This is a genomic window from Janthinobacterium sp. SUN211 (assembly GCF_030587315.1).
Taxonomy (GTDB): Bacteria; Pseudomonadota; Gammaproteobacteria; order Burkholderiales; family Burkholderiaceae_D; genus Janthinobacterium; species Janthinobacterium kumbetense.
Genome location: NZ_JAPWIC010000006.1, coordinates 278,232 through 303,059, shown reverse-complemented (window position 1 = coordinate 303,059; position 24,828 = coordinate 278,232). Strand labels below are relative to the sequence as shown.

The following is a 24,828-nucleotide window of genomic DNA, read 5'->3' as shown; positions in this document are numbered from 1 at the left end:
TGAGCTGTTTCGGCGTGCTCGCGTGACTTGGAAGATAGGTAGTCTCCATCTTGCGCATCCACGAAAGGTTTTATTCCATGTACCACGCTTCGCGTTCCCTCCTTACCCGCACCGTCCTGGCCTGCGCCCTGTCGCAGATCGGCATGGCTCTCACCCTGCCGGCGCTGGCCCAGGCACAAAGCCAGCAAGTGCGCGTCTACAGTATCCCCGCCGGCGCGCTGGGCGATGCGCTGACGCGCTTCGGCAGCGACAGCGCCATTTTATTGTCGTTCTCCAGCGACGCCACGCAAGGCTTGCGCAGCGCCGGCCTGCAAGGCAGCTATGGCGTGCACGATGGTTTCCGCGTGCTGCTGGCTGGCAGCGGCCTGCAAGCCGTGCCGCAATCGAACGGCGGCTACCTGCTGCAAAAGATCGCCACCAGCGCGAACGCTTCCACTGCGGATAGCCGCGGCGTGGCCGTCATGGGCGGCGTCACCGTTGTGGCGGCCGCCGAGCGCAGCGCCGCCACCAGCGGCACGGACAGCTATACGGGCGGCCCCGCCAGCGGCGCCACGGGACTGGCGTTGACGCAACGCGAAACGCCGCAGTCGCTGACCATCGTCACGCGCCAGCAGATGGATGACCAGAACAGCAACGCCGTCTCCGACGTCATGAAGAACGTCAATGGCGTGAGTGTGCAAAACTACGACAGCGACCGCTGGAGCTTCCAGGCGCGCGGCTTTGCCGTCACCAATTTCCAGTACGACGGCGTGTCGGCCATCTATGACGGCGTTTACGACTGGGGCACGACGAACAGCGACATGGCCATCTATGACCGCATCGAAGTGCTGAAAGGCGCGACGGGCCTGATGAGCGGTTCGGGCGACCCGTCGGCCACCGTCAACATGGTGCGCAAGCGCCCCACCGCCAGCTTTGAGGGTTCGGCGACCCTGGGCGCGGGATCGTGGGACAACTACCGCGGTGAAGCCGATGTCTCCGGCCCGCTCAATGCCAGCCGCACGGTGCGCGGCCGCCTGGTGGGCGCCTACCAGGACAAGCACTCCTACCTGGATCGCTACACGCAGCAGAAATCCGTCGCCTACGGCATCATCGAGGCGGACCTGACACCCGTCACCCTGCTCACGACCGGCTTCACGCACCAGGATTACAAGCCGCGCGGGTCGACCTGGACCGGTTTCCCCGTCCTGCTGTCCGACGGCACCCGCACGGATTTCCCCACCTCGTGGAACCCGGCCACGGACTGGAGCCGCCGCGACATGCAGAACACCACCCTATTTACGTCGCTGGAACACAGCTTCGCCAACGCGTGGAAAGTGAAATTGAGCGCCAATCAGTTGCGCAGCAAGCATGACAGCGTGCTCGGTTCGGCCAGCGGCGGCAATCCCGACCCCGCCACGGGCGCAGGCGCGTTTTTCTTCATGGGCAAATACAAGGGCGACCGCCGCCAGACCACCGTCAACGTCGACGCCAGCGGCCCGTTTACCGCGTTTGGCCGCCAGCATGAAGCGATGATCGGTTATTCCAGTTCGACGGCGAAGCAGGATGGTCCCGTCTATGATTCGGTCTACCCGCCCGTCGAAGGCAGTTATTTCGACTGGCGCGGCCAGTACGCGGAACTGGCGTTCAAGCGCCTGGGCAACGACAACGATAGCACGCGCCAGAGCGGCCTGTATGGCGCCGTGCGCCTGCATCCGCTTGACGCGCTGTCGGTGATTCTCGGCGCACGCGTCAGCGATTACAAGCAGGAGCAGGACCGCACTTTCTTCGACGCCGGCACCGCGCGCATCACCTCGCGCATCGAGGAAAACAAGGTCATCACGCCGTATGCGGGCGTCGTGTATGACCTCGACAAGACGTATTCCGTGTTCGGCAGCTACACGAGCATCTTCGCGCCGCAAAGCAGCCGCGACATCAACCGCAACTTCCTGTCGCCCGTGCGCGGCAAGGGTGTGGAAGCGGGTTTGAAGGCAGAGTACCTCGATGGCAAGGTCAATGCCAGCGCGTCCCTGTTCCAGATCCGTCAAAGCAACGTGGCCAGCCCTGTGGGCGAAGTCAACGGTGAGATAATGTATAAAGCCATCGACGGCGTCACCAGTCGTGGCGTGGAAATGGAAGTGACGGGCGAAGTGGCCAAGGATGTGAGGCTGAGCGCCGGCTACACCTACACCCACGTGCGCGATGCGGATGGCAAGGATGTCTTTTCTACCATGTTGAAAACGACGCAGCCTGCCCACCTGGTGCGCGTGCAAGGCACGTGGCGCCTGCCGGCCAGCCTGGACAAGCTGACCGTCGGTGGCGGCATCAACTGGCAAAGCAGCTACGACGGCAATATCTGGAACCCCGCCATCGACGACTATTCGCGCATCAAGCAGGGCGGCTACGCGCTGCTAAACCTGATGGCGCGCTACGAAATCAGCAGGAACGTCACGGCCAGCGTCAATGTGAACAACCTGCTGGACAAGAAATACTTCACGGGCCTCGGCCTGTTCCAGACGGGCTTTTACGGCGAACCGCGCAACGTGATGTTCACCGTGCGCACGAAGTTTTAATCAGCTCCCATACAGCGCCAGCGCCCAGGCTGGCGGGTGCAATTCCAGCGCCAGCGGCAGGTAAGCGGGATCGAAGCGCGCCGCCAGCAGATACACATTGGCGGCGCCTTTGGGCTCCCAATTCCCCGTAAAGCCTTTTTCACCGGCCGCCACGCGCTTGCGGTCGAACGGCACGGCGCTCTTGGCGAACTCCTCGTGCGTCTTTCTCCCCTGCGCGTACGGCGCCAGCCAGGCCAGCGCCTCGGCCAGGCGCCGCGCTTCCGGCGCGCCATACCAGTCGTCGCCATGCGCCTGCGCCATCAGGGCGGTCGTCAGCAACGGCTCCAGGCTGTAGGTGGTGTAATGCAGGGCGTCGCGCTGTTCGAAGTCGAAGGGCACGCCGCCGGCGCCGATATTGCGCGGCGCGTGTGCCAGGAAACGCTCTTTCGCCCGCGCGATCAGCAAGGCGTCGCCCGTGACATACGCGGCGGCTGTGCCGATCTTGATGCGGTGGCTGTGCCAGTTGTTGCGCGCCGTGGACGGGCCGCCAACCTTGATCGGATCACTCAAATAGCCCTGCGCCAGGGTGCGGCAAAACGCCTGCACCTGGTCGCGCTCGACGCCGTTCAAGCGTTCCTGTACCAGGTCAAAGCCCATCAGTAGGCTGGCCAGCTCCGTCTCGTCGACGGGGCTGAACGAGGGCCGGTAGCTGCCGCTCCAGGCCAGCAGCAGCTGGCGCGCCGCCTCGAAATGCGCCATCTCGCCCGACAACCGCCACGCCAGCGCCTGCAGGCGCGCCTGGCGCCAGTCTTCCTGCGCCTGCTGGCTGGTCTCGCGCCCGCCTTCCCCCTTCAGCAAGCCGCCCGTGCGCACTTCCGCCATCAGATGCTCGGGCCGCGCCGCATCCTTGCGCGCCGCCCTGACCACCTGTTCCGCAATGGCCGGCGCCACCCGCGCCTTGAGCGTGCGGGCGCGCGCGGCCGAGGTCAGCGCAAACGCCAGCGCGCCTTCATGCGGGCGCGGCGCCGCGCGCAAGCCCGTCAGGGGCAGCGCCAGCAGGCCGGCCAGCAGCGTGCGCCTGCGCATCAGGTGCGTACTCAAAACCGCGTCTCCCGCGCCGCGCGCAAAAAGTTATCGAGGATGGGCGTGCAATCGAGCAACTCGACGCCGCCCGCCGAATGGAATTCCGGGTGCCACTGCAAGCCCATGACGAAACGGGCCCGCTGGTAGCGGATGGCTTCGACGATGTTGTCACCCTGCGAATACGCTTCCACCGTGATGTCGCGCCCCAGATCCTTCACCGACTGATGGTGGATGGAATTGACGAGTGCCTCGCCCGTCTTCGGGAACAGGCCCGCCAAGGACGAGCCTTTCGGGAAGACGATCGTGTGGCGATGGCGGTCATACAGGTCGTTGACGTGCGAGGTGGCGCCTTCCACGTCCGAGGCGATGTCCTGGTACAGGGTGCCGCCAAAGCCCACGTTGATCAGTTGGCAGCCGCGGCATATGCCCAGTACGGGCTTGCCCGCGTCGACGAATTCGTGCAGCAGCTCCAGCTCGTACAGGTCGCGCGCGCGGTCGCCATTCCATTCGGGTCGCGTGGCCGCCTCGGAATACGTCTGCGGCGAGACGTCGGCGCCGCCTTGCAGCACCAGACCGTCCAGGTGGCGCGCATAGTGGCGCAGGGTGATGTTGCTCGGGTGGAGCTGGCCGCTGGTATTGACCGTCGGGATCATGAACACCAGCACGTCGCGCGACATCACCCACTGCGCAATCGACTCTTCCAGGTATTGCAGGTTCTTGCTACGCAGGCCAATGGCGCCCGGTTCGGGGTGAAAAATGCGCGCCGAGATACCGATGCGCAGGGTGCGCCGCATGAAATCGCGGCTGGCCTTGTCGCGCATGGAGCGGTAGCGCGACGAGATCACCCGCCATGCCAGCGCCAGCGGCGTGTCGTTGTCCTTCAGGTAGCGGGGTGCTGCATCGCGCGCGCGGTGCTCATCATCGGGCGCCCTGCCTACCCGGTCGGGCCGCGCCGAAGCTGGCGCCGCGGGATCGGTGGAAGGGGGAAGCTGGGGATCTTTTTCGTCTGACATGGCGGGGCTGACTGAAAGCGGAGACGTTTTCAATATAAACCCCTGCCCCGGAAAGCACGATTCAATTTTGTAACAAAAGCCCACGCGCGGGGCATCCACGCAACACGTCCACGTCCGATGCATACAGTCCGTTTACGCTGGCGGCCCCGCTTTTTAGAGAATCTTTACGTCCCCGCTGCTAATCTTGAACGTACCTCAACCACCGCTGCAAAGCCACCATGGAACCCCATTCACGCCTGCAAGCGCATCAAGCGCATCAAGCCCTGCCCCACCGCCATCCCCGCCTGCCCACCTTTCTCATGCATATCACGGTCGACAAAGCCTGCCTGGCCGAGCTGCGCCAGCTGGTCGTGCGGACCTGCGGCGGCATGCTGTCATTCATGCGCGTCGAGGCGGTCGACCACGCCGAACGCATGAAAGTCTGGCTGTGCGTGACGGAACCGGCCCTGCGCCTGACCATGGATGCCGTCATGCGCCTGCTGCCGGCGGCGGAGTTTGGCCGCATCAGCCAGGGGAAATCGCTATGAACCAGTATGCCTGCGACCAGGCGATGTCTTCCTCGCGCATCACCGCGCACTTCCAGGGTATCTGGGTGCCGATGGTCACGCCATTCCGTGATGGCGATGGCGAAATCGACTTCGACGCCGCCCAGCAACTGGCGTGCGAGCTGGCCGCCAGCGGCATCGATGGCCTGGTGGTGTGCGGCACCACGGGCGAAGCGGCCATGCTGAGCGCCGCGGAACAGACCATGCTGCTCGACAGCGTGCTCGAAGCCGTCGGCCCCCGCTTTCCCGTCGTGATGGGCATTGGCGGCAGCGATACGCGCGGCGGCGTCGCCACGGTGCAACGCTACAACGACCATCCGCTGGCCGGCCTGCTGGTCTCCGCGCCCGCGTACGTGCGCCCGTCGCAGGACGGCATCGTGCGCCACTTCCAGGCCATCGCCGCCGCCACCGACCAGTCCATCGTGCTGTACAACGTGCCGGCGCGCACTGGCGTCAATATCGAACCGCAGACCGCCGCGCTGCTGGCGCGCGACTCGCACTTCGTCGCCATCAAGGAAGCGGGCGGCAAGCTTCAGCAACTGGGCGAACTGCTGCTCGACACGCGCCTGGACGTCCTGTGTGGCGACGATGCGCTGCTGCTGGCCAGCCTGTCCATGGGCGGCCACGGCGCCATGTCGGCCGCCGCCCAGGTCCGGCCCGATCTGTATGCGCAGTTATATCACCTGGTCAAGCAGGGCCGCCACGGCGCCGCCGGCGCCCTGTTCAAGACCATGCTGCCCGTCATCCGCCTGCTATTTGCCGAACCGAATCCCGCTCCCGTCAAAGCCGCGCTGGCCATGCAAGGCAAGGTGCGCGACGCGTTGCGCCTGCCGATGACGCCCATGTCCGCCGCCGGCCAGGCCGCCCTGGCCGCGGCGCTCGAACCCCTGATGGAACTGCCCGCATGGACCGCCAGCGACAGGGATGCGCCGCGCGAAGGTTGTCTGCTGCAGCTGGTTTCCCACGCCAACATCATGCCAGCCGTGCGCCAAGATGATCATCGCCATCACGGATGAACGCGGGGGGATGGAGAAATCCATCCTGGCCGGACGGCTGGCCGCCTCGCGCGCGCTGGCCGGACGCAAGGTATTGCTGCTCGATGCCGATCCGCGCCAGGGCGCCATGGCGCAAGCCAGGAACCTGCACGACGGCGCCATGCACGGCAGCCTGACGCGGCCGCGCCTGATGGCGCGCGCCATCAGCGCCAAGGGCTTGCAGCCGGAGCTCGAGCACCTGGTGCACTGCTACCACGACATCGTCATCGACAGCGAAGGCCGCGACTCCATGGGCAGCCGTTCGGCCCTGATCGCCGCGCGCGTGCTGGTGGTGCCGCTCGACGGTGTCGTCGATGGCGCCGCGCAGGCGGGCCTGGCGCGCCGCATCGCGCACGCGCGCAGCGTCAATCCGGGCTTGCGCGTCTTGCTGGCAACGGACACGCAAGCGGCGCCCGCCCATGCCCTGGCCGCGCAGATCCCGGCCGCCCGCGTGGTGGGACTAGGGCAGCTGTACTGCGCCGTTTTCAACCTGCCAGCGTAAGTATGCAAAAAAGGCGGCGCATGCGCCGCCTCTCCTTTCAGTCAACTCAGTCCATTAAAACGTCTTGCTGACCGTCAGCTGCAGCGCCGTCTTGCCCATGAATTTGCCATTCACGGGCGAGGCATAGGCCGACTTGCCCGCGTTCGTGCCGATCACGGCCAGCGCGCCCGTCACCACGCCGAAATCGCGCGTGACGCCCACTTTCCAATCCGTGTAGCTCGACGCGTCATTGTTCCTGACCTTCTGGTGGCCCGCGTGCAGGTTGCCGGTCCAGCCGTTCGTCAGGTCGATAGTCGCGCCAATATCCAGATAGCCGCTGTTCTTGCTGTTGACGATGCCGAACAGGTTGGAGACGGCGTGCGAATACTTGACGTAAACGGGACCATACGACAGCTGACCGTAGACTTCCTGCGTGTCCGCATCGGCCAGGCCGGCGACGTGCTTCAAGCCGTTGTCCGCGTACACGTAAGCGAGCATGCCCACGTCATAGCCAATATCACCGCTCAGCTGGCCGCGCTTGCCCGCATACAGGTCCACTTCCACGTCGCCGCTGCCGCCCGCGTCCTTGGTCCACTTGATGGTGGAGGCCCAGGCGCCCGCGTACAGGCCCGTCGGGTTGTTGACATAGTCGACGCCGCCCTGCAGCGCCGGTTTCAAACGCGTCTGCGAAATGCCGCGGTAGCGATAGTCGGACACGCCGGCCACATTGAAACTGACTTCATTGTCGGGCTTGGCCTCTTCCGCGTGGGCCAGGCTGCCTGTAAAGGCGGTGGCGACGGCAAGTGCAAGTAGCATTTTATTCATGGTTTTTTCTTCTTCATGGGTGGTATGGGCCTTTGCCAACATGGCGCAGCTGGCCCGCCGCTGCAAAAAAATGGGTAAAGCGTCCCCCTGGCGCGCGCGGCGCCTGTTTTCCAACAGGGGGTTGACAGGTGTTAGAGCGGCAGCAGCAGCCGGTAGCCGACGGCCGTTTCCGTCAGCAGGTACTGCGGCTGGGCCGGGTCGGCCTCCAGCTTCTGGCGCAGATGGCCCATGTAGATGCGCAGATAGTGGCCGTTTTCGCTGTTCGACGGCCCCCACACTTCGCGCAGCAGCTGCGGATTGGTGACCACCCTGCCGGCATTCTTCACCAGCACCGACAGCAGGCGGAATTCCGTCGGCGTCATGTGCACCAGCTGCTTGTTGCGTGTCACCAGACGGTCCTTCAAATCGACGCGCACGTCGCCAAACTGCACCACGCCATCGTCGCTGGCGGCAAGCTGGCGCTGGCGGCGCAGGGTGGCGCGCACGCGGGCCAGCAGTTCGCCCACGCCGAAGGGCTTGGTGAGATAGTCGTCGGCGCCCGCATCGAGCGCGCGAATCTTGTCCTGCTCGTCGACCCGCGCCGACAGCACGATGATGGGCACGGCCGACCATTTGCGGATGTCGGCGATGAAATCGATGCCGTCGCCATCGGGCAAACCGAGGTCCAGCACGATCAGGTCGGGCCGGCGCGTGCCCGCATCGATCAGGCCCCGCTGCATGGTGGCCGATTCGAAAATCTGCCAGCCCTCGTCTTCCAGCGCGGCGCGCACGAAGCGGCGGATTTGCGGTTCATCCTCGACCAGCAGGGCGGTGGCGGAAGGTTCGTTCATGTTGGTTTTCCTGTTTCATGGTCGTTGGCGTCGTCGAATTCGATCTCCGGCGGCGCCGGAGGCGTGCCCAGCGGCAGGCTGAACACAATGGCGGCGCCCTGTCCCGGAGCGTGCGGCTGCGCGTGGATGGTGCCGCCGTGGGCTTCGACGATGGCGCGGCAAATGGCCAGCCCCAGCCCGACGCCAGGCTTGTTCGATTCGCGTTCGCCGCGCGTAAATTTTTCAAAGATCGCTTCTTCGCGGCCGGGCGGCAAGCCCAGGCCATCATCGGCCACTGTCACCTGCAGGAACTGGCCGTGCACCCCGGCCGCGACCGTGATGGTGCTGCCGGGCGGCGTGTACTTGGCCGCGTTTTCCAGCAGGTTGCACAGCACGCGCTCGATCAGCACAGCGTCGTAGCGCACCAGCGGCAAGTCCGGCGCCAGCTGCGTCTGCACGGCATGTTGCTGCAATTGCGGACCGCTGGCGCGCAGCGCGCTGCCCACCACTTCTTCCAGCGCCTGCCATTGCAGGTTCAGGCGCACTTGCCCGCTTTCGATGCGCGCCATGTCCAGCAAGTTCGCCACCAGGGCGCTCATGCGCACGGTTTCGGATTGCAGCGAGCGCGCCATGTCCAGCTGCGCAGGCGACAAGGCTGGCCGGGACAAGGCCAGCGATTCGGCCAGGCCCACCAGCGACGTCAACGGCGTGCGCAAGTCGTGCGACAGGGCCGCCAGCAGCGAATTGCGCAGCCGCTCGGACTCCATCTGCAGCAGCGCGCCCTGGGCCACGTCGATGTAATGCACGCGTTCGAGGGCGATGGCCGCCAGCGCGGCAAAGGTGTCAAGGTGCTGGCGCTGTTCCGGCACCAGCAGCCAGCGCCCGCGGTGTGCGCCCTCGAGCGGCAGCAGTGCCAGCACGCCCCGTGTGCGCATCGGTGCGATCAGCGGCAGGTAGAAAATGGGCGAAGCGGGCAAGGTATCCGTGCCTGTCCCCGCCGCCTGCGCATGGTCGAAAGCCCACTGCGCGATGCCGATATCGAGCGGCTCGCCGCCGTTCGGGGCTTGTAAGCTGCCCTCGTCATCAGGTAAAAGCAAGGTGGCGCGCGCGCGGAAAGCCCGTTCGATGGCGCTTTTCGTGATGTCGAAAATCTGCTCCGTCTGCAGCACGCCGGACAACTCGCGCGAGAATTCGTACAGGGCGCGGGCGCGCGCTTCGCGGTGCGAGGCCACGCGCGCCTGGAAACGCAAGCCTGCCGTCAGGTGGCCCGTGATCAGGCCCACGGCCAGCATCACGCCAAAGGTAATCACATACTGGAAATCGCCCACGGCAAACGAAAAACGCGGCGGCACGAAGATGAAATCGAAGCAAGCCACGCCCACCAGGCTGGCCAGCGCCGCCGGCCCGCGCCCCAGGCGCACGGCCACCAGCACCACCGTCAGCAAGGACAGCATGGCGATATTGGCCAGGTCCAGGTAAGGTTGCAGGGGGACCGAGGCGAGGGCCGTGGCCAGGCTGGCGCCGGCCGCCAGGATGTAACGCCAATGGCGCGAGGACCGGCGCGGCGCCTCCGCGTCTTCGCCAGCTGCGCGTCGGGGCGCCGCATCGGCTGGCGGCAAGCCCACCTCGACCAGGTCGATATCGGGCGCCAGGCTGGCCATGCGCGCGGCCGGCGACGCATGCCACAGGCGCGCCAGCGCACCGGCGCGGCCACGCCCGACGATGACTTTCGAGATATTCGCACTGCGCGCATATTCGACTACGGCGCCGGCGATGTCGGCGGACGGATTGACGGCCGTGCGCGCGCCCAGGTCCTGCGCCAATTTCAGGGTTTTCAGGATGCGCTCGCGCTGGCCCGCCGGCAGGCGCTGCAAACGGGGCGTTTCCACGTACAGCGCATGCCATTCCGCATTCAGCTGGCTGGCCAGGCGCGCCGTGCTGCGAATCACGTGTTCTCCCCCCGCGTGCGGCCCCACGCAGGCCAGCAGCGCGGCCCCCGTCTTCCACACGGGATTGATGGATTTTTCGACGCGGTAGGCCTGCACGTCGTCCTGCACCCGGTCCGCCGTGCGGCGCAAGGCCAGTTCGCGCAGGGCGATCAGATTACCCTTGCGGAAAAAATGCTGGGACGCCCGCTCGGCCTGCTGCGGCTGATACACCTTGCCCTGTTTCAGGCGGTGCAGCAGTTCATCGGCGGGGATATCGACCAGCACCACTTCGTCGGCGCGGTCGAACACCGTGTCGGGCAAGGTTTCGGCCACGCGCACGCCCGTGATCCCGCCCACCACGTCGTTCAGGCTTTCCAGGTGCTGCACGTTGACGGTCGACAGCACGTCGATGCCGGCCGCCAGCAATTCCTCGACATCCTGCCAACGCTTCGGATGGCGCGAACCGGCCACGTTCGAATGGGCCAGTTCATCCATCAGCATCAGCGCCGGCGCACGGCGCAGCGCTTCGTCCAGGTCGAACTCGTACAGGGTCTTGCCCCGGTATTCGATGGCCTTCAGGGGCAGGACGGGCAAGCCGTCAAGCTGGGCCGCCGTATCCTGGCGCCCATGCGTCTCCACCACGCCCACCAGCAAATCCTGGCCATCGGCCAGCAATTTGCGGGCGGCGGCCAGCATCGCATAGGTCTTGCCGACGCCGGCCGAGGCGCCAAAATAAATGCGCAGCCGGCCGCGCGCGGCTTTCTTTTCCTGCGCCTGCACTTGCGCCAGCAGGGCATCAGGGTCGGGGCGTTGGCTGTCGTTGGGGAGCATGGGCATCTTTTAATGTCAAAACCAGGGGCAAAACCGGCGGCTCTGCCCCTGCATCATCTTACTTCGCGGCCGCATCAAGCGCCAGATTCAGTTCCAGCACATTGACCCGCGGTTCACCGAAAAAGCCGATATACGCGGTTTTCTGCACCTTGGCGATGGCGTTTTCCACCTGCGCCAGCGGCAGCGCGCGCACGCGGGCCACGCGCGGCGCCTGGTACAAGGCACCCGCCAGGCTGATTTCCGGGTCCAGGCCGCTGCTCGACGCCGTCACCAGGTCGACGGGGATCGGGTTGCGGTTGCCCGGATCGGCTGCCTGCAGGGCAGCGATGCGCGCCTTGACGGCGTCCACCAGGGCCGGGTTGCTCGGCCCCTGGTTGGAGCCGCCCGAGCCGGCGCCGTTGTTCGCCATCGGCGCGGTGGCCGATGGACGGCCCCAGAAATACTTGGGCGAGGTGAAGGACTGGCCGATCAGCATCGAGCCGACAGGCTTGCCACCTCGCTCGACGATGCTGCCGTTGACTTCATCGTTGAAAGCGAGCTGCCCGATACCGGCCGTGGCAAACGGATAGACGACGCCGCAGATCACGGTCAGCGCGGCAAACAGGACCAGGGCGGGACGTACGATAGTGCTCATGATGGTTCCTTTAGACTAAATTGAGGGCGGACAGCAGCATGTCGATCAGCTTGATGCCGATGAAGGGCAGGACGATGCCGCCCAGGCCGTAGATCAGCAGGTTGCGGCGCAACAGGCTGGCCGCACCGATGGCGCGGTACTGCACGCCTTTCAGCGCCAATGGAATCAGCACGACGATGATCAAGGCATTGAAGATCACGGCCGACATGATGGCCGACGCAGGGCTGGCCAGGTGCATGATGTCCAGCGCCTTCAATTGCGGATAGGTGCCCACGAAAGCGGCCGGGATGATGGCGAAGTACTTGGCGATGTCGTTCGAGATCGAGAACGTCGTCAGCGATCCGCGCGTCATCAGCATCTGCTTGCCGATTTCAACGATTTCCAGCAGCTTGGTCGGGTTCGAATCCAGGTCGACCATATTGCCCGCCTCCTTTGCCGCCTGGGTGCCCGAATTCATGGCCACGGCCACGTCGGCCTGCGCCAGCGCCGGTGCGTCGTTGGTGCCGTCGCCCGTCATCGCAACGAGGCGGCCTTCGGACTGGTAGCTGCGGATGAGTTTCAGCTTGTCTTCCGGCGTCGCCTCGGCGAGGAAATCGTCCACGCCCGCTTCGGCGGCAATCGCCGCGGCCGTCAGCTTGTTGTCACCCGTGATCATGACCGTCTTGATGCCCATGCGGCGCAGTTCCGCGAAACGCTCCTTGATGCCGCCCTTGACGATATCCTTCAGCTCCACGGCGCCCATGACGCGTCCATCGTCGACCACCACCAGCGGCGTGCTGCCGCGGCGCGCGATGTCGTCGACGGCGCGTCCCACCTCCGCCGGATACGGCTGGCCCAGCGCTTCCACATATTTTTTCATGGAATCGGCCGCGCCCTTGCGCAGCTGGCGCACCTGCTGTTCGCCGGGAATGTCCACGCCGCTCATGCGCGTTTGGGCCGTGAACGGCACGAAGGTGGCGTGCAGGCTGGCCATCTCGCGTTCGCGGATATTGAACTTCTGCTTGGCCAGCACGACGATGCTACGCCCTTCCGGCGTTTCATCGGCCAGGGAGGCCAGTTGCGCCGCATCGGCCAGCTGCTGCTCCGTTACGCCGGGTGCCGGCACAAAACTCGATGCCTGGCGATTGCCCAGGGTGATGGTGCCCGTTTTATCGAGCAGCAGCACGTCCACGTCGCCGGCTGCTTCCACGGCGCGACCCGAGGTGGCGATCACATTGGCCTGCATCATGCGGCTCATGCCGGCCACGCCGATGGCGGACAACAGACCGCCGATGGTGGTCGGGATCAGGCACACCAGCAACGCGATCAGCACGGTGATGGACACCGGCGTGCCACTGCCGGCCGCCTCCACGGAAAACAGCGAATACGGCAGCAAGGTCACGGTGACGATCAGGAAGACGATCGACAGGGCGACGAGCAAAATCGTCAGGGCGATCTCATTCGGCGTTTTCTGGCGTTTGGCGCCTTCGACCATGGCGATCATGCGGTCGATGAAGGCTTCGCCCGGATTGACGGAAACGCGTACCAGCAGCCAGTCCGACAGCACGCGGGTGCCCCCCGTCACGGCGGAAAAGTCGCCGCCCGACTCGCGGATGACGGGCGCCGATTCGCCCGTGATGGCGCTTTCGTCGACGGAGGCCACGCCAGCCGTCACTTCGCCGTCGGCGGGAATCACGTCGCCCGCCTCGACCAGCACCGTCATGCCCTTGCGCAGGTCGGTGGCCGGAGTGGGCAGCCAGGAAGTGCCGTACTTCGGCGTTTGCATTTTCTTTGCCATCACCGTTTGCTTGAGGGCGCGCAGGGACGCCGCCTGCGCCTTGCTGCGGCCTTCGGCCAGCGCTTCGGCGAAGTTCGCGAACAGCACGGTAAACCATAGCCACACGGCGACGGCGACGATGAAGCCGAATGGCGCTTCACCCGGGCCGTTCAGGGCCTGGATGGCCAGCAGGGTCGTGATGATGCTGCCCACGTAGACGACGAACATCACGGGACTGCGCCACTGCGTGCGGGGGTCGAGTTTTTTGAACGCATCGACGACGGCGGGGCCGATCAGTGCGGAATCGAACAAAGTCAGGCTTGTGCGTGACATGGTAGCCTCTTATTTGATGAAAAGTTGCAGGTGTTCGACGATCGGGCCCAGGGCCAGCGCGGGAACGTAATTGAGCACGCCGACCAGCACCACCACGCCGATCAGCAAGCCGATGAACATGGGGCCGTGCGTGGGCATGGTGCCGGCATTGGCCGACAGGCGCTGCTTGGCCGCCAGCGAACCGGCCACCGCCAGCACGGGCACGATCACGCCGAAGCGGCCGAACCACATGGCGATCGCCAGCATCACGTTGTAGAACGGCGTATTGGCGGACAGGCCGGCAAACGCGCTGCCGTTGTTGTTGGCCGCCGACGTGAAGGCATAGAGGATTTCGGAAAAACCATGCGCACCCGGATTGGCCACGCCAACCGTGCCCGGTTCGACCATCACGGCGATCGCCGTGCCCGTCAAGACCAGGGCTGGCGTAATCAGGATGGCCAGCGACACCATCTTCATTTCATACGCCTGGATTTTCTTGCCCAGGTATTCGGGCGTGCGGCCTATCATCAGGCCGGCGATGAAAACGGCCAGGATGGCGAACATCAGCATGCCGTACAGGCCCGTGCCCACGCCGCCGAAAATCACTTCGCCGAACTGCATCAGCAGCAGCGGCACCATGCCGCCCAGGGGCATGTAGGAATCGTGCATGGAGTTGACGGCGCCGCACGATGCGGCCGTCGTCACCGCCGCGAACAGGGTCGAGGAGCTGATGCCGAAGCGCGTTTCCTTGCCTTCCATATTGCCGCCCGATTGCAGGCTGCTGGCCTGCTGGTCCACGCCCAGGCCTTGCAAGGCGGGATTGGCTTGCTGCTCGGCGCTCATCACGCCGGCCGTCATGACGACAAAGATCAGGGTCATGGCGGCCAGCACGGCCCAGCCCTGGCGCATGTCGCCCACCATGCGGCCAAAGGTGAAGCACAGGCCGGCGGGGATGATGAAGATGGCCAGCATCTGCAGGAAGTTCGACAGCACGGTGGGATTTTCATACGGGTGCGAGGAATTGGCGTTGAAGAAGCCGCCGCCGTTCGTGCCCAGCAGCTTGATCGACTCCTGCGACGCCACAGGGCCCATGGCGATCGTCTGCGTGGTCGCCACTTGCGCTTCCATCACGGGCTTGCCGGCCGCATCCAGCACGGGCTGGCCATCGGCGGTCACTTTCGGCGTTTCATACGCCACGTGGTCGAGCAGGGTTACTTCCTTGTACGCGGAAAAATTCTGGATCATGCCTTCGCCCATGAAGACGACGGACAGGGCCAGGGACAGCGGCAGCAGGATGTACAGGGTCGAGCGCACCAGGTCGACCCAGAAATTACCGATCGATTTGCCCGAGCGCGAGGCGAAGCCGCGCACCAGCGCGAAGATCACGGCGATGCCGGTGGCCGCCGAAAAGAAGTTCTGGCATGCCATGCCCAGCATCTGCGTCAGGTAGCTCATGGTCTGTTCGCCGCCGTAGCCCTGCCAATTGGTATTGGCGACGAAACTGACGGTGGTATTGAACGAGGAATCGGGGCTGACGGCGCCGAGACCCTGGGGATTCAAGGGCAAGAAGCCCTGCAGGCGCTGCAGGCCGTAGACGAAGACGGCGCCCACGGTATTGAAGACGATCAGGGCGATGGCATAGCTTTTCCAGCCCATGGCCTTGTCGGCGGGCAGGCCGGACCAGCGGTACAGCAGATTTTCCAGCTTTTGCAGCCAGCCCAGGCCGCGCACGGGGCCATCGCCGGCCACCCTGGCCATGTACAGGCCCAGCGGATAGCCGGCGGCCAGCAGCACGGCCAGGAAAGCCACCAATAACAGTATCGATTGCGTCGTCATCACAGTTCCTCCGCCTTCAGCAGCGCCACCAGCAGGTACACGAGCAGGCCAGCAGAGACGACGGCGCCCAGCACATAAAACGCGTTCATTTGACGCTCCCTAATTTGTCGCAGGCGACGGCAAAGCCGGCCGCCAGGACGAAAAACACGGCAATCAAGCCGAGATACACGAGATCCATTCCCACCCTCATTCAGGTTTGTTTTGATAGTGAGCAGATTAGCCAAAAGGGTCTAAAAAATTCGTAAAGACTGGGGAGGCAGCTGTAAACAAGATGTAAAAACGGGCGCTTTACCGCATAAAATCCTTCACAATGGGCGCCAAACCACGCGCGCGGCGCACTGTTGTTGCCCGGGAGTAGCGCTATTGCTCGCGGGACAAGATAGAATGCGCGAGCGTCCGCACAAGGACGCCAAGCCTGCCGCACTGCCCTCCCCCAGTGACGCTGGACGGGATATACTGTATATTCATACAGTTATCGCCGCCGCTGTCACTGCGCCCCGCAGTGCCCTGGCCTGGCGTTCCAACCACTGTCTTTACTTAGCTTGAACACGTATGGCCACTAAAAAACCAGCATCCGACTACAGCGAATCATCCATCCGTGTCCTGAAAGGACTGGAACCCGTCAAGCAGCGCCCGGGGATGTACACCCGCACTGAAAATCCGCTGCACATCATTCAGGAAGTGATCGACAATGCCTCCGACGAGGCGCTGGGCGGTCATTGCACGCATATCGCCGTGACGCAAAACACGGATGGCAGCATCACCGTCGAAGACAATGGCCGCGGCATTCCCGTCGGCCTGCACCCGGAAGAAGGCGTGCCGACGGTGGAAATCGTGTTTACGCGGCTGCACGCGGGCGGCAAGTTCGACAAGGGTTCGGGCGGCGCCTATGCGTTCTCGGGCGGCTTGCATGGCGTCGGCGTGTCCGTCACCAATGCGCTGTCGACGCGCCTGGAAATCACCGTCTGGCGCAAGGAAAGCGACGGCAACGGCTTGCACCATATGGTGTTTGCCAACGGCGACGTGATCGAGCCCCTGAGCTCCCGCCCCGCCCCGCGCGACGGCAAGAAGTCAGGCACGCGCGTCACCGCCTGGCCCGATGCCAAATACTTTGATTCGCCGAACATTTCGCAAACCGAGCTGCAACGCCTGCTGCGCTCGAAAGCCGTGCTGCTGCCGGGCGTGACCGTCACCCTCACCAACGCGAAAACGGGCGATACGCAAACCTGGCAGTACGCGGAAGGCTTGCGCGGCTACCTGACCGAAACGCTGGCGCAGGTATCGAATGGCGAAACCCTGATTCCCCTGTTCGAAGGCGCGCAGTATGCGGGCCCGGACTCGGAAGGCTTTGCCGAGGGCGAAGGCGCGGCCTGGGTGGTGGCGTGGACGGAAGAAGGCGCCATCGTGCGCGAATCGTATGTCAACCTGATTCCCACTTCGAATGGCGGCACGCACGAATCGGGCTTGCGCGACGGCCTGTTCGGCGCCGTCAAAAACTTCGTCGAAATGCACTCGCTGCTGCCGAAAGGCGTGAAGCTGCTACCGGAAGACGTGTTCGCGCGCGCTTCCTTTGTGCTGTCGGCCAAGGTGCTGGACCCGCAATTCCAGGGCCAGATCAAGGAACGCCTGAACTCGCGCGACGCCGTGCGCCTCGTGTCGACCTTCACCAAGCCACCGCTGGAACTGTGGCTGAACCAGCACGTCGACTACGGCAAGAAGCTGGCCGAATTGGTGATCAAGCAGGCGCAGTCGCGCCAGCGCTCGCTGCAGAAAGTGGAAAAGAAAAAATCCTCGGGCGTGGCCGTCTTGCCGGGCAAGCTGACCGACTGCGAATCGTCGGACATCACGCGCAATGAACTGTTCCTCGTCGAGGGCGACTCGGCGGGAGGTTCGGCCAAGATGGGCCGCGACAAGGAATTCCAGGCGATCCTGCCCCTGCGCGGCAAGGTGTTGAATTCGTGGGAAACGGACCGCGACCGCCTGTTCGCGAATAACGAGATCCACGACATCGCGGTCGCCATCGGCGTCGATCCGCACAGCGTGGGCGACTCGCCAGACCTGTCGGGCCTGCGCTACGGCAAGATCTGTATCCTGTCCGATGCAGACGTGGACGGCTCGCACATCCAGGTACTGCTGCTGACGCTCTTCTTCAAGCACTTCCCGGCGCTGATCAACAAGGGCCACATCTGCATCGCCCGCCCGCCGTTGTATCGCGTCGATGCGCCCGCGCGCGGCAAGAAACCGATGCAGAAGATCTATGCGCTCGACGACGGCGAACTGCTCGCCATCGAGGACAAGCTGCGTAAGGAAGGCGTGAAACAGGGCGCCTGGTCGATCTCGCGCTTCAAGGGCCTGGGCGAGATGAACGCCGAGCAGCTGTGGGAAACGACGATGAACCCGGACACGCGCCGTCTGCTGCCCGTCACGCTCGGTGAAGTCGACCACATGGCCTCAGCCTCCCGCTTCAATATGTTGATGGGTAAAGGCGAAGCGGCAGGACGCCGCGCCTGGATCGAAGAACACGGCAATGAAGCGGAGGCGGATATCTGATGATCATCGGCATCGACCTGGGCACCACCAACAGCCTGGTCGCCATCTGGCGCGACGGCAAGGCTTCCATCATCCCGAATGCGCTCGGTGAACACCTGACGCCGTCGTGCGTGAGCATCGATGACGACGGCACCGTGCTGGTGGGCCGCGCCGCGCGCGAGCGCCTGCAGACGCACCCGCAGCTGACGGCGGCCGTCTTCAAGCGCTACATGGGCAGCGAAAAGAAGATCACCCTCGGCACGCAGCAATTCCGTCCGGAAGAGCTGTCGTCGATGGTGCTGCGCGCGCTGAAGGAAGATGCCGAAGCCTTTTTAGGGCACAAGGTCGAGGAAGCCATCATTACGGTGCCCGCGTATTTCAGCGATGCGCAGCGCAAGGCCACGCGCATCGCGGGACAACTGGCGGGCTTGCGCGTGGAGCGCCTGCTGAACGAGCCGACGGCCGCCGCGCTGGCCTACGGCATCCGCGACAAGGAACAGGAAAGCAAATTCCTCGTCTTCGACCTGGGCGGCGGCACGTTTGACGTGTCGATCCTGGAGCTGTTCGAAGGCGTGATGGAAGTGCGCGCCTCGGCCGGCGATAATTTTTTAGGGGGCGAAGACTTCGTCACCGTGCTGGTCGACGCCTTCCTGGAAGGCAGCGGCTTGCGCGACGCGGCCGGCAGCCGCCTGTTCGACCCGCGCCAGCAACAGCTGCTGCGCGATGAAGCCGAGCGCGTCAAGCGTCTGCTGTCGGACCAGCCGTCCGTGCGCATGGCCACGCGCTACCATGACAAGGAATACAGCTGGGAGATCAGCGAAGAGAAACTGGCGCAGCTGTGCGAACCGCTGCTGGCGCGCTTACGCCTGCCCGTCGAACGGGCGCTGCGCGACGCCACCATCCGCGCCGCGGAATTGAATGAAGTGGTGCTGGCCGGCGGCGCCACGCGCATGCCGCTGGTGCGTAAACTCGTCTCGCGCATGTTCGGCCGCTTCCCCGCCATCCACCTGGACCCGGACGAAGCCGTGGCACTGGGAGCCGCCGTGCAGGCAGGCCTCAAGATGCGCGACTCTGCCCTCGATGAAGTGGTCATGACGGACGTGGCTCCGTACTCGCTGGGCATTTCGATTTCGCGCCAGGTCGGCGCGAACCAGTATGAAGGCGGGCATTACCTGCCCATCATCGAGCGCAATTCCGTGGTGCCTGTCTCGCGCACGGAAAACATCACCACCATCTACGACAACCAGAAGGAAATCAACGTGGCGATCTTCCAGGGCGAGTCGCGCCTGGTGGCCGACAACGTCTTCCTCGGCAAGATCAGCTTCCCGATTCCCGCGAAAAAGGCGGGCGAGATCGGCATCGACGTGCGCTTCACCTACGACGTCAGCGGCGTGCTGGAAGCGGAAGTGACGGTGCTGGCCACGCAGGAAAAGCACAAGATGGTCATCAGCGACAATGCGGGCGTGATGACGCCGGAACAGATCGAGCAGCGCTTTGCGGAACTGGCCGACCTGAAGATCCACCCGCGCGAGCAGCTGGAAAACCGCACCCTGGTCACGCGCGCCGACCGATTGTACGAACAGTCGCTGGGCGACGTGCGCCAGTACCTGGCGGCGCATACGGCCAATTTCCAGGCGGCGCTGGAAACGCAGGACCCGAGCACCATCCGCAAGGCGCGCCAGGCGCTCGACGAGGTGTTGCGCCAGGTCGAGAGCGAGAGCTTCCTGTAAATGGACGGCGGCATGCACAACGGGCAGCGCAGCCTGTGGGAGATCCTGGACACGGAGCCGACGGGCGACGAGCGCGCCCTCAAGCGCGCGTATGCGAAGCGCCTGAAGGTGACGCGTCCCGAAGACGATCCGGCCGCCTTCCAGGAGCTGCGCGAGGCGTATGAATACGCGCTGCGCCATGCGCACCTGTTTGCCGAGGAATTTCCGGAACCGCAAGCGGCAGCAGCGGAAGCGCCAGAAGCGCCGCCCATGGAACCGGCAGACCTGTGGGGCGTCATCGACGAGGCGGTGCAGGAAGCGCCTGCGGAACTGTGGGGCATCATCGCCCAGGAACAGCCCCCTCCCCCGGAACAATGGGGCATGGTCGCCATCGACCCGGCGCAGGAAGCGGCTAATCTGTGGCAAGGTTGCCTGGAGCTGACGCGGCATGCGGATGCCGGCGACGTGCTGGCCCGCATGCTGCAGGACGACGCCATGCTGAACCTCGACGTGCGCGAGGAATTCGACCTGTGCGCGCTGCGCTATTGCGCCAGCGCCGGCTATGACCTGACGCTGCGCCAGGCCCTGTTCGAGCAGCTGGGCTGGGACCGCGACTTTTCCTACCTGGCGCGCAGCCATGCGGATCTGGTGCGCGGCGCCGTACAGCGTTACCGGGCAGACCGCTCGTTCGCCCATTTCAGCGACAACCGCGACAGCTACCCCGGCCTGGACTGCATCATGTCGCAGCAGCCGCCAAGCGCCTACGCGCGCCAGCTGTTCGACCAAAAATTCACGCTGCAGCTGCGCGAACTGCTGCACGCAATACGCTGGCAGCACAACGAGATGCTGGCCTGCAAGCTCGATACGGACCTGTTCGAGCAGTGGGAACACGCCGTCCATGCCAAACGCTACTTCAAACAGACGGCGCTGGCCTCGGGCGGCCTGGGTTTCGTGCTGCACTTCATGCTCGCGGGTGTGCTCGATGCGGCCGGCTTCGAGCTCGGCGACACGGCTGCCTATGCCAGCCTGCTGGGCTTCCAGGCGCTCGCCTTTTCCCTGCTGGCCATGCATGCCTTGCGCTGGCCGACGCCCCTGTTCGCGCGCCTGGAAGCGCTGCAGGAAACGCTGCAGGAACGCCTGCCCGTGCTGTGGCAGCGGCCCGGCTTGCGGCAACTGGGCTGGATCGTGCCCTATCTGCTGCTGGCGCTAATGCTGTTCCTGCCCGAACGCAGCGAGACCATGCGCCTCGTTACTGCGGCCGGCCTGTGCGCATCGGCCCTGCTCGCGTATGCGATGAACCGCCAATTGCTGCACGGCATGCTGCTGCTCCTTGTCCTCGGCCTGTCGCTGTTTGGCGCCATGTTCATGAGCGGCAGGGGCCAGCCGGCGCTGGCCGTCGGCGAAGCCATGCCCCTGATCTTTTGCCTGGCGGCGCTGGCCCTGCGCAGCGCCACCGGCCTGTATGGCGATTGCCGCTTCCCCGAGGCGCTCTTGCCGCGCCTGCGCGCGGCATGGCTGATCGGCTGCGCGGGCTTGCTGCTGCAACTGTATCTGCAGCTGCTGCCGGCCGCCTTCGTTGGCGCCGCGCTGCTGGTCTGGTCCTGCGCCGGCATGCTGTTTTCCCCCAGCGATTTCAAATGGAAGACGATCTGGCCGGTGGTGCTGGTGCCGTCCATCGCCACTTTCGTGCTGGCCAGCCAAGCCCCGGCCATCCGCGCCATGCCGATGATGCATAACGGCGTCGAACTGGCCCTGGCCGTGCTCTATTTGACCTTGCGCTACATGTATCTGACGTACGGCAAGTCCTTTTCCAAATCCGGGCTGTCATAATCAGCTCCACGAATTCAACCGCAACCACTTAACACCGAAACAAGCGCCATGTCCACACAAACCAATTTATTTGACGATGCCCAGCCTGAGCCGATCGAGCCGGATGAACCGGTATTCGACGGCGAAGCGCTGACCCTGTCCACCTTCGCCGAGCGCGCCTATCTCGATTACGCCATCTCCGTCGTCAAGGGCCGCGCCCTGCCCGACGTCTGCGACGGCCAGAAACCCGTGCAGCGCCGCATCCTGTATGCGATGAATGAGCTGGGACTCAATTCCACGGCGAAGCCGCGCAAATCGGCGGCCGTGGTCGGCGACGTGCTGGGTAAATTGCATCCGCACGGCGATCAGTCCGTGTACGACGCGCTGGTGCGCATGGCGCAGGATTTCTCGCTGCGCTACCCGCTGATCGATGGCCAGGGCAACTTCGGCTCGCGCGACGGCGATGGCGCGGCGGCCATGCGCTACACGGAAGCGCGCCTGACGCCGATCGCCAAGCTGCTGATGGATGAAATCGGCATGGGCACGGTGGATTTCCAGCCCAACTACGACGGTTCGACGGAAGAACCGAAGCTGCTGCCAGCGCGCCTGCCGATGGTGCTGCTCAATGGCGCCTCCGGCATCGCCGTGGGCCTGGCGACGGAAATCCCGTCGCACAACCTGGCGGAAGTGGCGAAAGCGGCTGTCGCCATGATCCGCGATCCGAAGCTGACGCACGCCGAACTGATGGCCATCATCCCCGGCCCGGACTTCCCCGGCGGCGGCCAGATCATCACGCCGCCCTCGCAGATCCAGGACATGTATGCGAGCGGCCGTGGCAGCATGAAGGTGCGCGCACGCTGGAAGATCGAAGAGCTGGCGCGCGGCCAGTGGCAAGCCGTCGTGACGGAACTGCCGCCCGGTACCTCGTCGCAAAAGGTGCTGGAAGAAATCGAGGAATTGACGAATCCGAAGATCAAGCTGGGCAAGAAGGCGCTGTCGCCGGACCAGGTGGCCCTGAAGGCGCTGATTCTCAATTCGCTCGACACCATCCGCGACGAATCGGGCCGCGCCGCGCCCGTGCGCCTCGTGTTCGAACCGAAGTCGAAGAACCAGGACCAGACGGAATTCATGCTGATGCTGCTGGCACACACCTCGCTGGAATCGTCGACCTCGATCAATCTGGTGATGATCGGCGGCGATGGCCGTCCGCGCCAGAAAGGGCTGGGCGACATCCTGCGCGAGTGGATCGACTTCCGCTTCGAGACCGTTACGCGCCGCACCGGCTACAAACTGGGCAAGGTCAAGGACCGCATCCATATCCTGGAAGGACGCGAAGCGATCCTGCTCAATATCGACAAGGTGATCCAGATCATCCGCAATTCGGATGAACCGAAGGCGGCCCTGATCGAGGCGTTCAAGCTGTCCGAACGCCAGGCAGACGACATCCTGGAAATCCGCTTGCGCCAGCTGGCGCGCCTGGAAACGATCAAGATCCAGCAGGAACTGGCCGAGCTGCGCAAGGAAGAAAAGTCCTTGCAAGACCTGCTCGACAACCCGGGCTCGATGAAGCGCGCCGTCATCCGCGAAATCGAAGCGGACGCCAAACAGTTCGGCGATGCGCGCCGCACCCTGATCGAGGAAGCGCAGAAAGCCGTGGCCGAACAGAAGGTCGTCGATGAACCGGTCACCGTCATCATTTCGGAAAAAGGCTGGGTGCGCGCGCGTACCGGCATCGGCCACGATGCGGCGCAATTCACGTTCAAGGCGGGCGACAGCCTGCATGGCGCCTTCGAGTGCCGCACGGTCGACACCCTGCTGGGCTTTGGCAACAACGGCAAGATTTACTCGGTTCCCGTCTCGGCGCTACCCAACGCACGCGGCGACGGCGTGCCGATCACGACCCTGTGCGACCTGAGCGGCGGCACGCCCGGCAACGCCGTGCGCATCCTCCATTACTTTGCGGGCAATGGCGCCACGAATTTGCTGCTGGCGTCGAGCGCTGGCTACGGCTTCATCGCCAAGGCCGGCGACATGACGAGCCGCCTGAAAGGCGGCAAGGCCTTCATCACCCTGGACGACGGCGACGTGCCTCTGACGCCCAAAGTCATTCCCGAGGCGGCCAGTGCCCTGGCCTGCCTGACGGAAGGCGCGCGCCTGCTGGTGTTCGGCCTCGATGAAATGAAAACCCTGTCCAAAGGCGGCACGGGCGTCAAGCTGATCGACCTCGATGCCAAGGACAAGCTGCTGGCCGTGCAGCCGATCACCCAGCGCGGCGTGGTGGTCTCGGGCATCGGCCGGGCATCGAAACCGCAGGATGCGTCGCTGGGCGCCACGGCCCTGGCCGAACACTTCGGCAAGCGCGCGAAGAAGGGCAAGGCGCTGGCGGCCAAGCTGAAACCGGTATCCATGGCGGCCATCGGCTGATCGCCATCAAGCCATACGAAAAGACAGGTTCGCCTGTCTTTTTTTTCGCCTATCGCCCCGTAGCGGCCGCAGGGAAAATAGTTATACAGATAATTTGACAGATACGTCCCGCGTTCCCGTTATCCCTGCAGGCATGCCACCGGCATGCCGCACACGGACAGGAGAACAGCGATGACAAACAACGTTTCAGGCAGGGTTCCATGCAGCGCCTGACCCCGGCCGAACGGCTGGTGGCGGCGATGGCGGCCGAAGGCTTGCCGTATAAAAGCATCGCCAGGGAACTGGGCAAGTCGCCGGCCACCGTACGCAACCAGCTGCATGCGATTTACCAGAAGCTGGGCGTGGGCAACCGCACGGCGCTCGCATACAAGCTGCGCGGCACGCCTTAACGCCGCGACAGGCGCAGCACCTCGGGCGTCGCTTCGACGATGTCGATCACCTCCTGCGTCCCGCTGGCGTCACTGAGCGCATAGCGTCCCATGCCCAGGGGGTGCAGCCGGGTCACGGGGCCGGCGCGGGGCCGGTCATCGGGGCCGGGCGCCATGGACGTCACCGTCATCTCGCCTTGCGCCATGGCGCCGGCGGGCGCCCCAAACTCGAGCACCTTGCGCCCCTGGCGGCTGGGCGGAAAGGCGAACGTGGCCGTAGGCCGGTACACCTCGATACCGTCTGCATCCTCCTCGAAGGAATGCGTCCAGCTACCGCTGGGCAAAGCCATCGTCATGCCGTGCATGCCGCCTCC

Annotated in this window: 19 protein-coding genes; 9 read left to right on the top strand and 10 right to left on the bottom strand. The window is 64.7% G+C overall.

Going from position 1 to position 24,828, the window contains the following annotated elements:
* Nucleotides 1-77: 77 nt before the first annotated feature.
* Nucleotides 78-2,549 (top strand): TonB-dependent receptor, encoded by a 2,472-nt coding sequence (locus O3301_RS21185; protein ID WP_305057418.1) that lies wholly within the window; start codon nucleotides 78-80, stop codon nucleotides 2,547-2,549.
* Here the strand turns inward: O3301_RS21185 and O3301_RS21180 are convergent, their stop codons facing one another.
* Complete coding sequence (locus tag O3301_RS21180; protein WP_305057417.1) at nucleotides 2,550-3,629, bottom strand: alginate lyase family protein; 1,080 nt, start codon at nucleotides 3,627-3,629, stop codon at nucleotides 2,550-2,552.
* Nucleotides 3,626-4,624: a gamma-glutamyl-gamma-aminobutyrate hydrolase family protein gene (locus O3301_RS21175; RefSeq protein ID WP_305057416.1), complete on the bottom strand. Its 999-nt coding sequence runs from the start codon at nucleotides 4,622-4,624 to the stop codon at nucleotides 3,626-3,628. The genes O3301_RS21180 and O3301_RS21175 overlap by 4 nt, the downstream gene beginning before the upstream one ends.
* 218 nt (nucleotides 4,625-4,842) lie before the next feature.
* On the opposite strand from O3301_RS21175, the gene O3301_RS21170 reads away from it, so the two are divergent.
* The 3 genes from O3301_RS21170 to O3301_RS21160 are packed head-to-tail and all read left to right on the top strand — an operon-like array spanning nucleotide 4,843 to nucleotide 6,705.
* Complete coding sequence (locus O3301_RS21170) at nucleotides 4,843-5,151, top strand: hypothetical protein (protein ID WP_305057415.1); 309 nt, start codon at nucleotides 4,843-4,845, stop codon at nucleotides 5,149-5,151.
* Nucleotides 5,148-6,185, top strand: coding sequence for a 4-hydroxy-tetrahydrodipicolinate synthase (dapA, locus tag O3301_RS21165; protein ID WP_305057414.1), 1,038 nt, complete (start codon nucleotides 5,148-5,150; stop codon nucleotides 6,183-6,185). The genes O3301_RS21170 and dapA overlap by 4 nt, the downstream gene beginning before the upstream one ends.
* A 10-nt stretch (nucleotides 6,186-6,195) precedes the next feature.
* Nucleotides 6,196-6,705: a cobyrinic acid ac-diamide synthase gene (locus O3301_RS21160; protein WP_305057413.1), complete on the top strand. Its 510-nt coding sequence runs from the start codon at nucleotides 6,196-6,198 to the stop codon at nucleotides 6,703-6,705.
* A 54-nt stretch (nucleotides 6,706-6,759) separates the two neighbouring features.
* Here the strand turns inward: O3301_RS21160 and O3301_RS21155 are convergent, their stop codons facing one another.
* From O3301_RS21155 to kdpF, 7 genes are all read right to left on the bottom strand, one after another.
* A complete protein-coding gene (locus O3301_RS21155; RefSeq protein ID WP_305057412.1) occupies nucleotides 6,760-7,509 on the bottom strand; it encodes a TorF family putative porin in 750 nt (249 codons plus the stop codon).
* A 131-nt stretch (nucleotides 7,510-7,640) separates the two neighbouring features.
* On the bottom strand, nucleotides 7,641-8,339 hold the full coding sequence (kdpE, locus tag O3301_RS21150) for a two-component system response regulator KdpE (protein ID WP_305057411.1): 699 nt from the start codon (nucleotides 8,337-8,339) through the stop codon (nucleotides 7,641-7,643).
* Entirely contained in the window at nucleotides 8,336-11,077 is a 2,742-nt protein-coding gene (locus tag O3301_RS21145; RefSeq protein WP_305057410.1) for a DUF4118 domain-containing protein, read from the bottom strand. Before O3301_RS21145 ends, kdpE begins: the two co-directional genes overlap by 4 nt.
* A 58-nt stretch (nucleotides 11,078-11,135) precedes the next feature.
* On the bottom strand, nucleotides 11,136-11,711 hold the full coding sequence (gene kdpC, locus O3301_RS21140) for a potassium-transporting ATPase subunit KdpC (RefSeq protein ID WP_305057409.1): 576 nt from the start codon (nucleotides 11,709-11,711) through the stop codon (nucleotides 11,136-11,138).
* A 10-nt stretch (nucleotides 11,712-11,721) separates the two neighbouring features.
* Nucleotides 11,722-13,800 (bottom strand): potassium-transporting ATPase subunit KdpB, encoded by a 2,079-nt coding sequence (kdpB, locus tag O3301_RS21135; protein ID WP_289913129.1) that lies wholly within the window; start codon nucleotides 13,798-13,800, stop codon nucleotides 11,722-11,724.
* Nucleotides 13,801-13,809: 9 nt separating this feature from the next.
* On the bottom strand, nucleotides 13,810-15,615 hold the full coding sequence (kdpA, locus tag O3301_RS21130) for a potassium-transporting ATPase subunit KdpA (protein WP_289913128.1): 1,806 nt from the start codon (nucleotides 15,613-15,615) through the stop codon (nucleotides 13,810-13,812).
* Nucleotides 15,615-15,704 carry a K(+)-transporting ATPase subunit F gene (kdpF, locus tag O3301_RS21125; protein WP_034746483.1) on the bottom strand — a complete coding sequence of 30 codons (90 nt, stop codon included), beginning with the start codon at nucleotides 15,702-15,704 and terminating at the stop codon, nucleotides 15,615-15,617. The genes kdpA and kdpF overlap by 1 nt, the downstream gene beginning before the upstream one ends.
* Before the next feature lie 463 nt (nucleotides 15,705-16,167).
* Here kdpF and O3301_RS21120 point away from each other — a divergent pair, with 463 nt between their 5' ends.
* The 5 genes from O3301_RS21120 to O3301_RS21100 all read left to right on the top strand — a co-directional run bounded on the left by O3301_RS21120 (nucleotide 16,168) and on the right by O3301_RS21100 (nucleotide 24,475).
* Nucleotides 16,168-18,165: a DNA topoisomerase IV subunit B gene (locus O3301_RS21120; protein WP_077408539.1), complete on the top strand. Its 1,998-nt coding sequence runs from the start codon at nucleotides 16,168-16,170 to the stop codon at nucleotides 18,163-18,165.
* Entirely contained in the window at nucleotides 18,165-19,874 is a 1,710-nt protein-coding gene (locus O3301_RS21115; RefSeq protein ID WP_289913126.1) for a molecular chaperone HscC, read from the top strand. Before O3301_RS21120 ends, O3301_RS21115 begins: the two co-directional genes overlap by 1 nt.
* 12 nt (nucleotides 19,875-19,886) lie before the next feature.
* Nucleotides 19,887-21,683 carry a J domain-containing protein gene (locus O3301_RS21110; protein ID WP_305057408.1) on the top strand — a complete coding sequence of 599 codons (1,797 nt, stop codon included), beginning with the start codon at nucleotides 19,887-19,889 and terminating at the stop codon, nucleotides 21,681-21,683.
* Between the two features lie 48 nt (nucleotides 21,684-21,731).
* Nucleotides 21,732-24,086 carry a DNA topoisomerase IV subunit A gene (gene parC / locus O3301_RS21105; RefSeq protein ID WP_305057407.1) on the top strand — a complete coding sequence of 785 codons (2,355 nt, stop codon included), beginning with the start codon at nucleotides 21,732-21,734 and terminating at the stop codon, nucleotides 24,084-24,086.
* Between the two features lie 200 nt (nucleotides 24,087-24,286).
* Complete coding sequence (locus tag O3301_RS21100; protein ID WP_099666489.1) at nucleotides 24,287-24,475, top strand: helix-turn-helix transcriptional regulator; 189 nt, start codon at nucleotides 24,287-24,289, stop codon at nucleotides 24,473-24,475.
* Here the strand turns inward: O3301_RS21100 and O3301_RS21095 are convergent.
* Nucleotides 24,472-24,819, bottom strand: coding sequence for a hypothetical protein (locus tag O3301_RS21095; RefSeq protein ID WP_305057406.1), 348 nt, complete (start codon nucleotides 24,817-24,819; stop codon nucleotides 24,472-24,474). The genes O3301_RS21100 and O3301_RS21095 overlap by 4 nt on opposite strands.
* Nucleotides 24,820-24,828: the final 9 nt, after the last annotated feature.

Coding starts and splice junctions, on each gene's coding strand:
- O3301_RS21185 (WP_305057418.1), top strand. CDS start 78: ATGTACCACGCTTCGCGTTCCCTCCTTACCCGCACCGTCCTGGCCTGC.
- O3301_RS21175 (WP_305057416.1), bottom strand. CDS start 4,624: ATGTCAGACGAAAAAGATCCCCAGCTTCCCCCTTCCACCGATCCCGCG.
- O3301_RS21170 (WP_305057415.1), top strand. CDS start 4,843: ATGGAACCCCATTCACGCCTGCAAGCGCATCAAGCGCATCAAGCCCTG.
- dapA (WP_305057414.1), top strand. CDS start 5,148: ATGAACCAGTATGCCTGCGACCAGGCGATGTCTTCCTCGCGCATCACC.
- O3301_RS21160 (WP_305057413.1), top strand. CDS start 6,196: ATGGAGAAATCCATCCTGGCCGGACGGCTGGCCGCCTCGCGCGCGCTG.
- O3301_RS21155 (WP_305057412.1), bottom strand. CDS start 7,509: ATGAATAAAATGCTACTTGCACTTGCCGTCGCCACCGCCTTTACAGGC.
- kdpE (WP_305057411.1), bottom strand. CDS start 8,339: ATGAACGAACCTTCCGCCACCGCCCTGCTGGTCGAGGATGAACCGCAA.
- O3301_RS21145 (WP_305057410.1), bottom strand. CDS start 11,077: ATGCTCCCCAACGACAGCCAACGCCCCGACCCTGATGCCCTGCTGGCG.
- kdpC (WP_305057409.1), bottom strand. CDS start 11,711: ATGAGCACTATCGTACGTCCCGCCCTGGTCCTGTTTGCCGCGCTGACC.
- kdpB (WP_289913129.1), bottom strand. CDS start 13,800: ATGTCACGCACAAGCCTGACTTTGTTCGATTCCGCACTGATCGGCCCC.
- kdpA (WP_289913128.1), bottom strand. CDS start 15,615: ATGACGACGCAATCGATACTGTTATTGGTGGCTTTCCTGGCCGTGCTG.
- kdpF (WP_034746483.1), bottom strand. CDS start 15,704: ATGAACGCGTTTTATGTGCTGGGCGCCGTCGTCTCTGCTGGCCTGCTC.
- O3301_RS21120 (WP_077408539.1), top strand. CDS start 16,168: ATGGCCACTAAAAAACCAGCATCCGACTACAGCGAATCATCCATCCGT.
- O3301_RS21115 (WP_289913126.1), top strand. CDS start 18,165: ATGATCATCGGCATCGACCTGGGCACCACCAACAGCCTGGTCGCCATC.
- O3301_RS21110 (WP_305057408.1), top strand. CDS start 19,887: ATGCACAACGGGCAGCGCAGCCTGTGGGAGATCCTGGACACGGAGCCG.
- parC (WP_305057407.1), top strand. CDS start 21,732: ATGTCCACACAAACCAATTTATTTGACGATGCCCAGCCTGAGCCGATC.
- O3301_RS21100 (WP_099666489.1), top strand. CDS start 24,287: ATGCAGCGCCTGACCCCGGCCGAACGGCTGGTGGCGGCGATGGCGGCC.
- O3301_RS21095 (WP_305057406.1), bottom strand. CDS start 24,819: ATGCACGGCATGACGATGGCTTTGCCCAGCGGTAGCTGGACGCATTCC.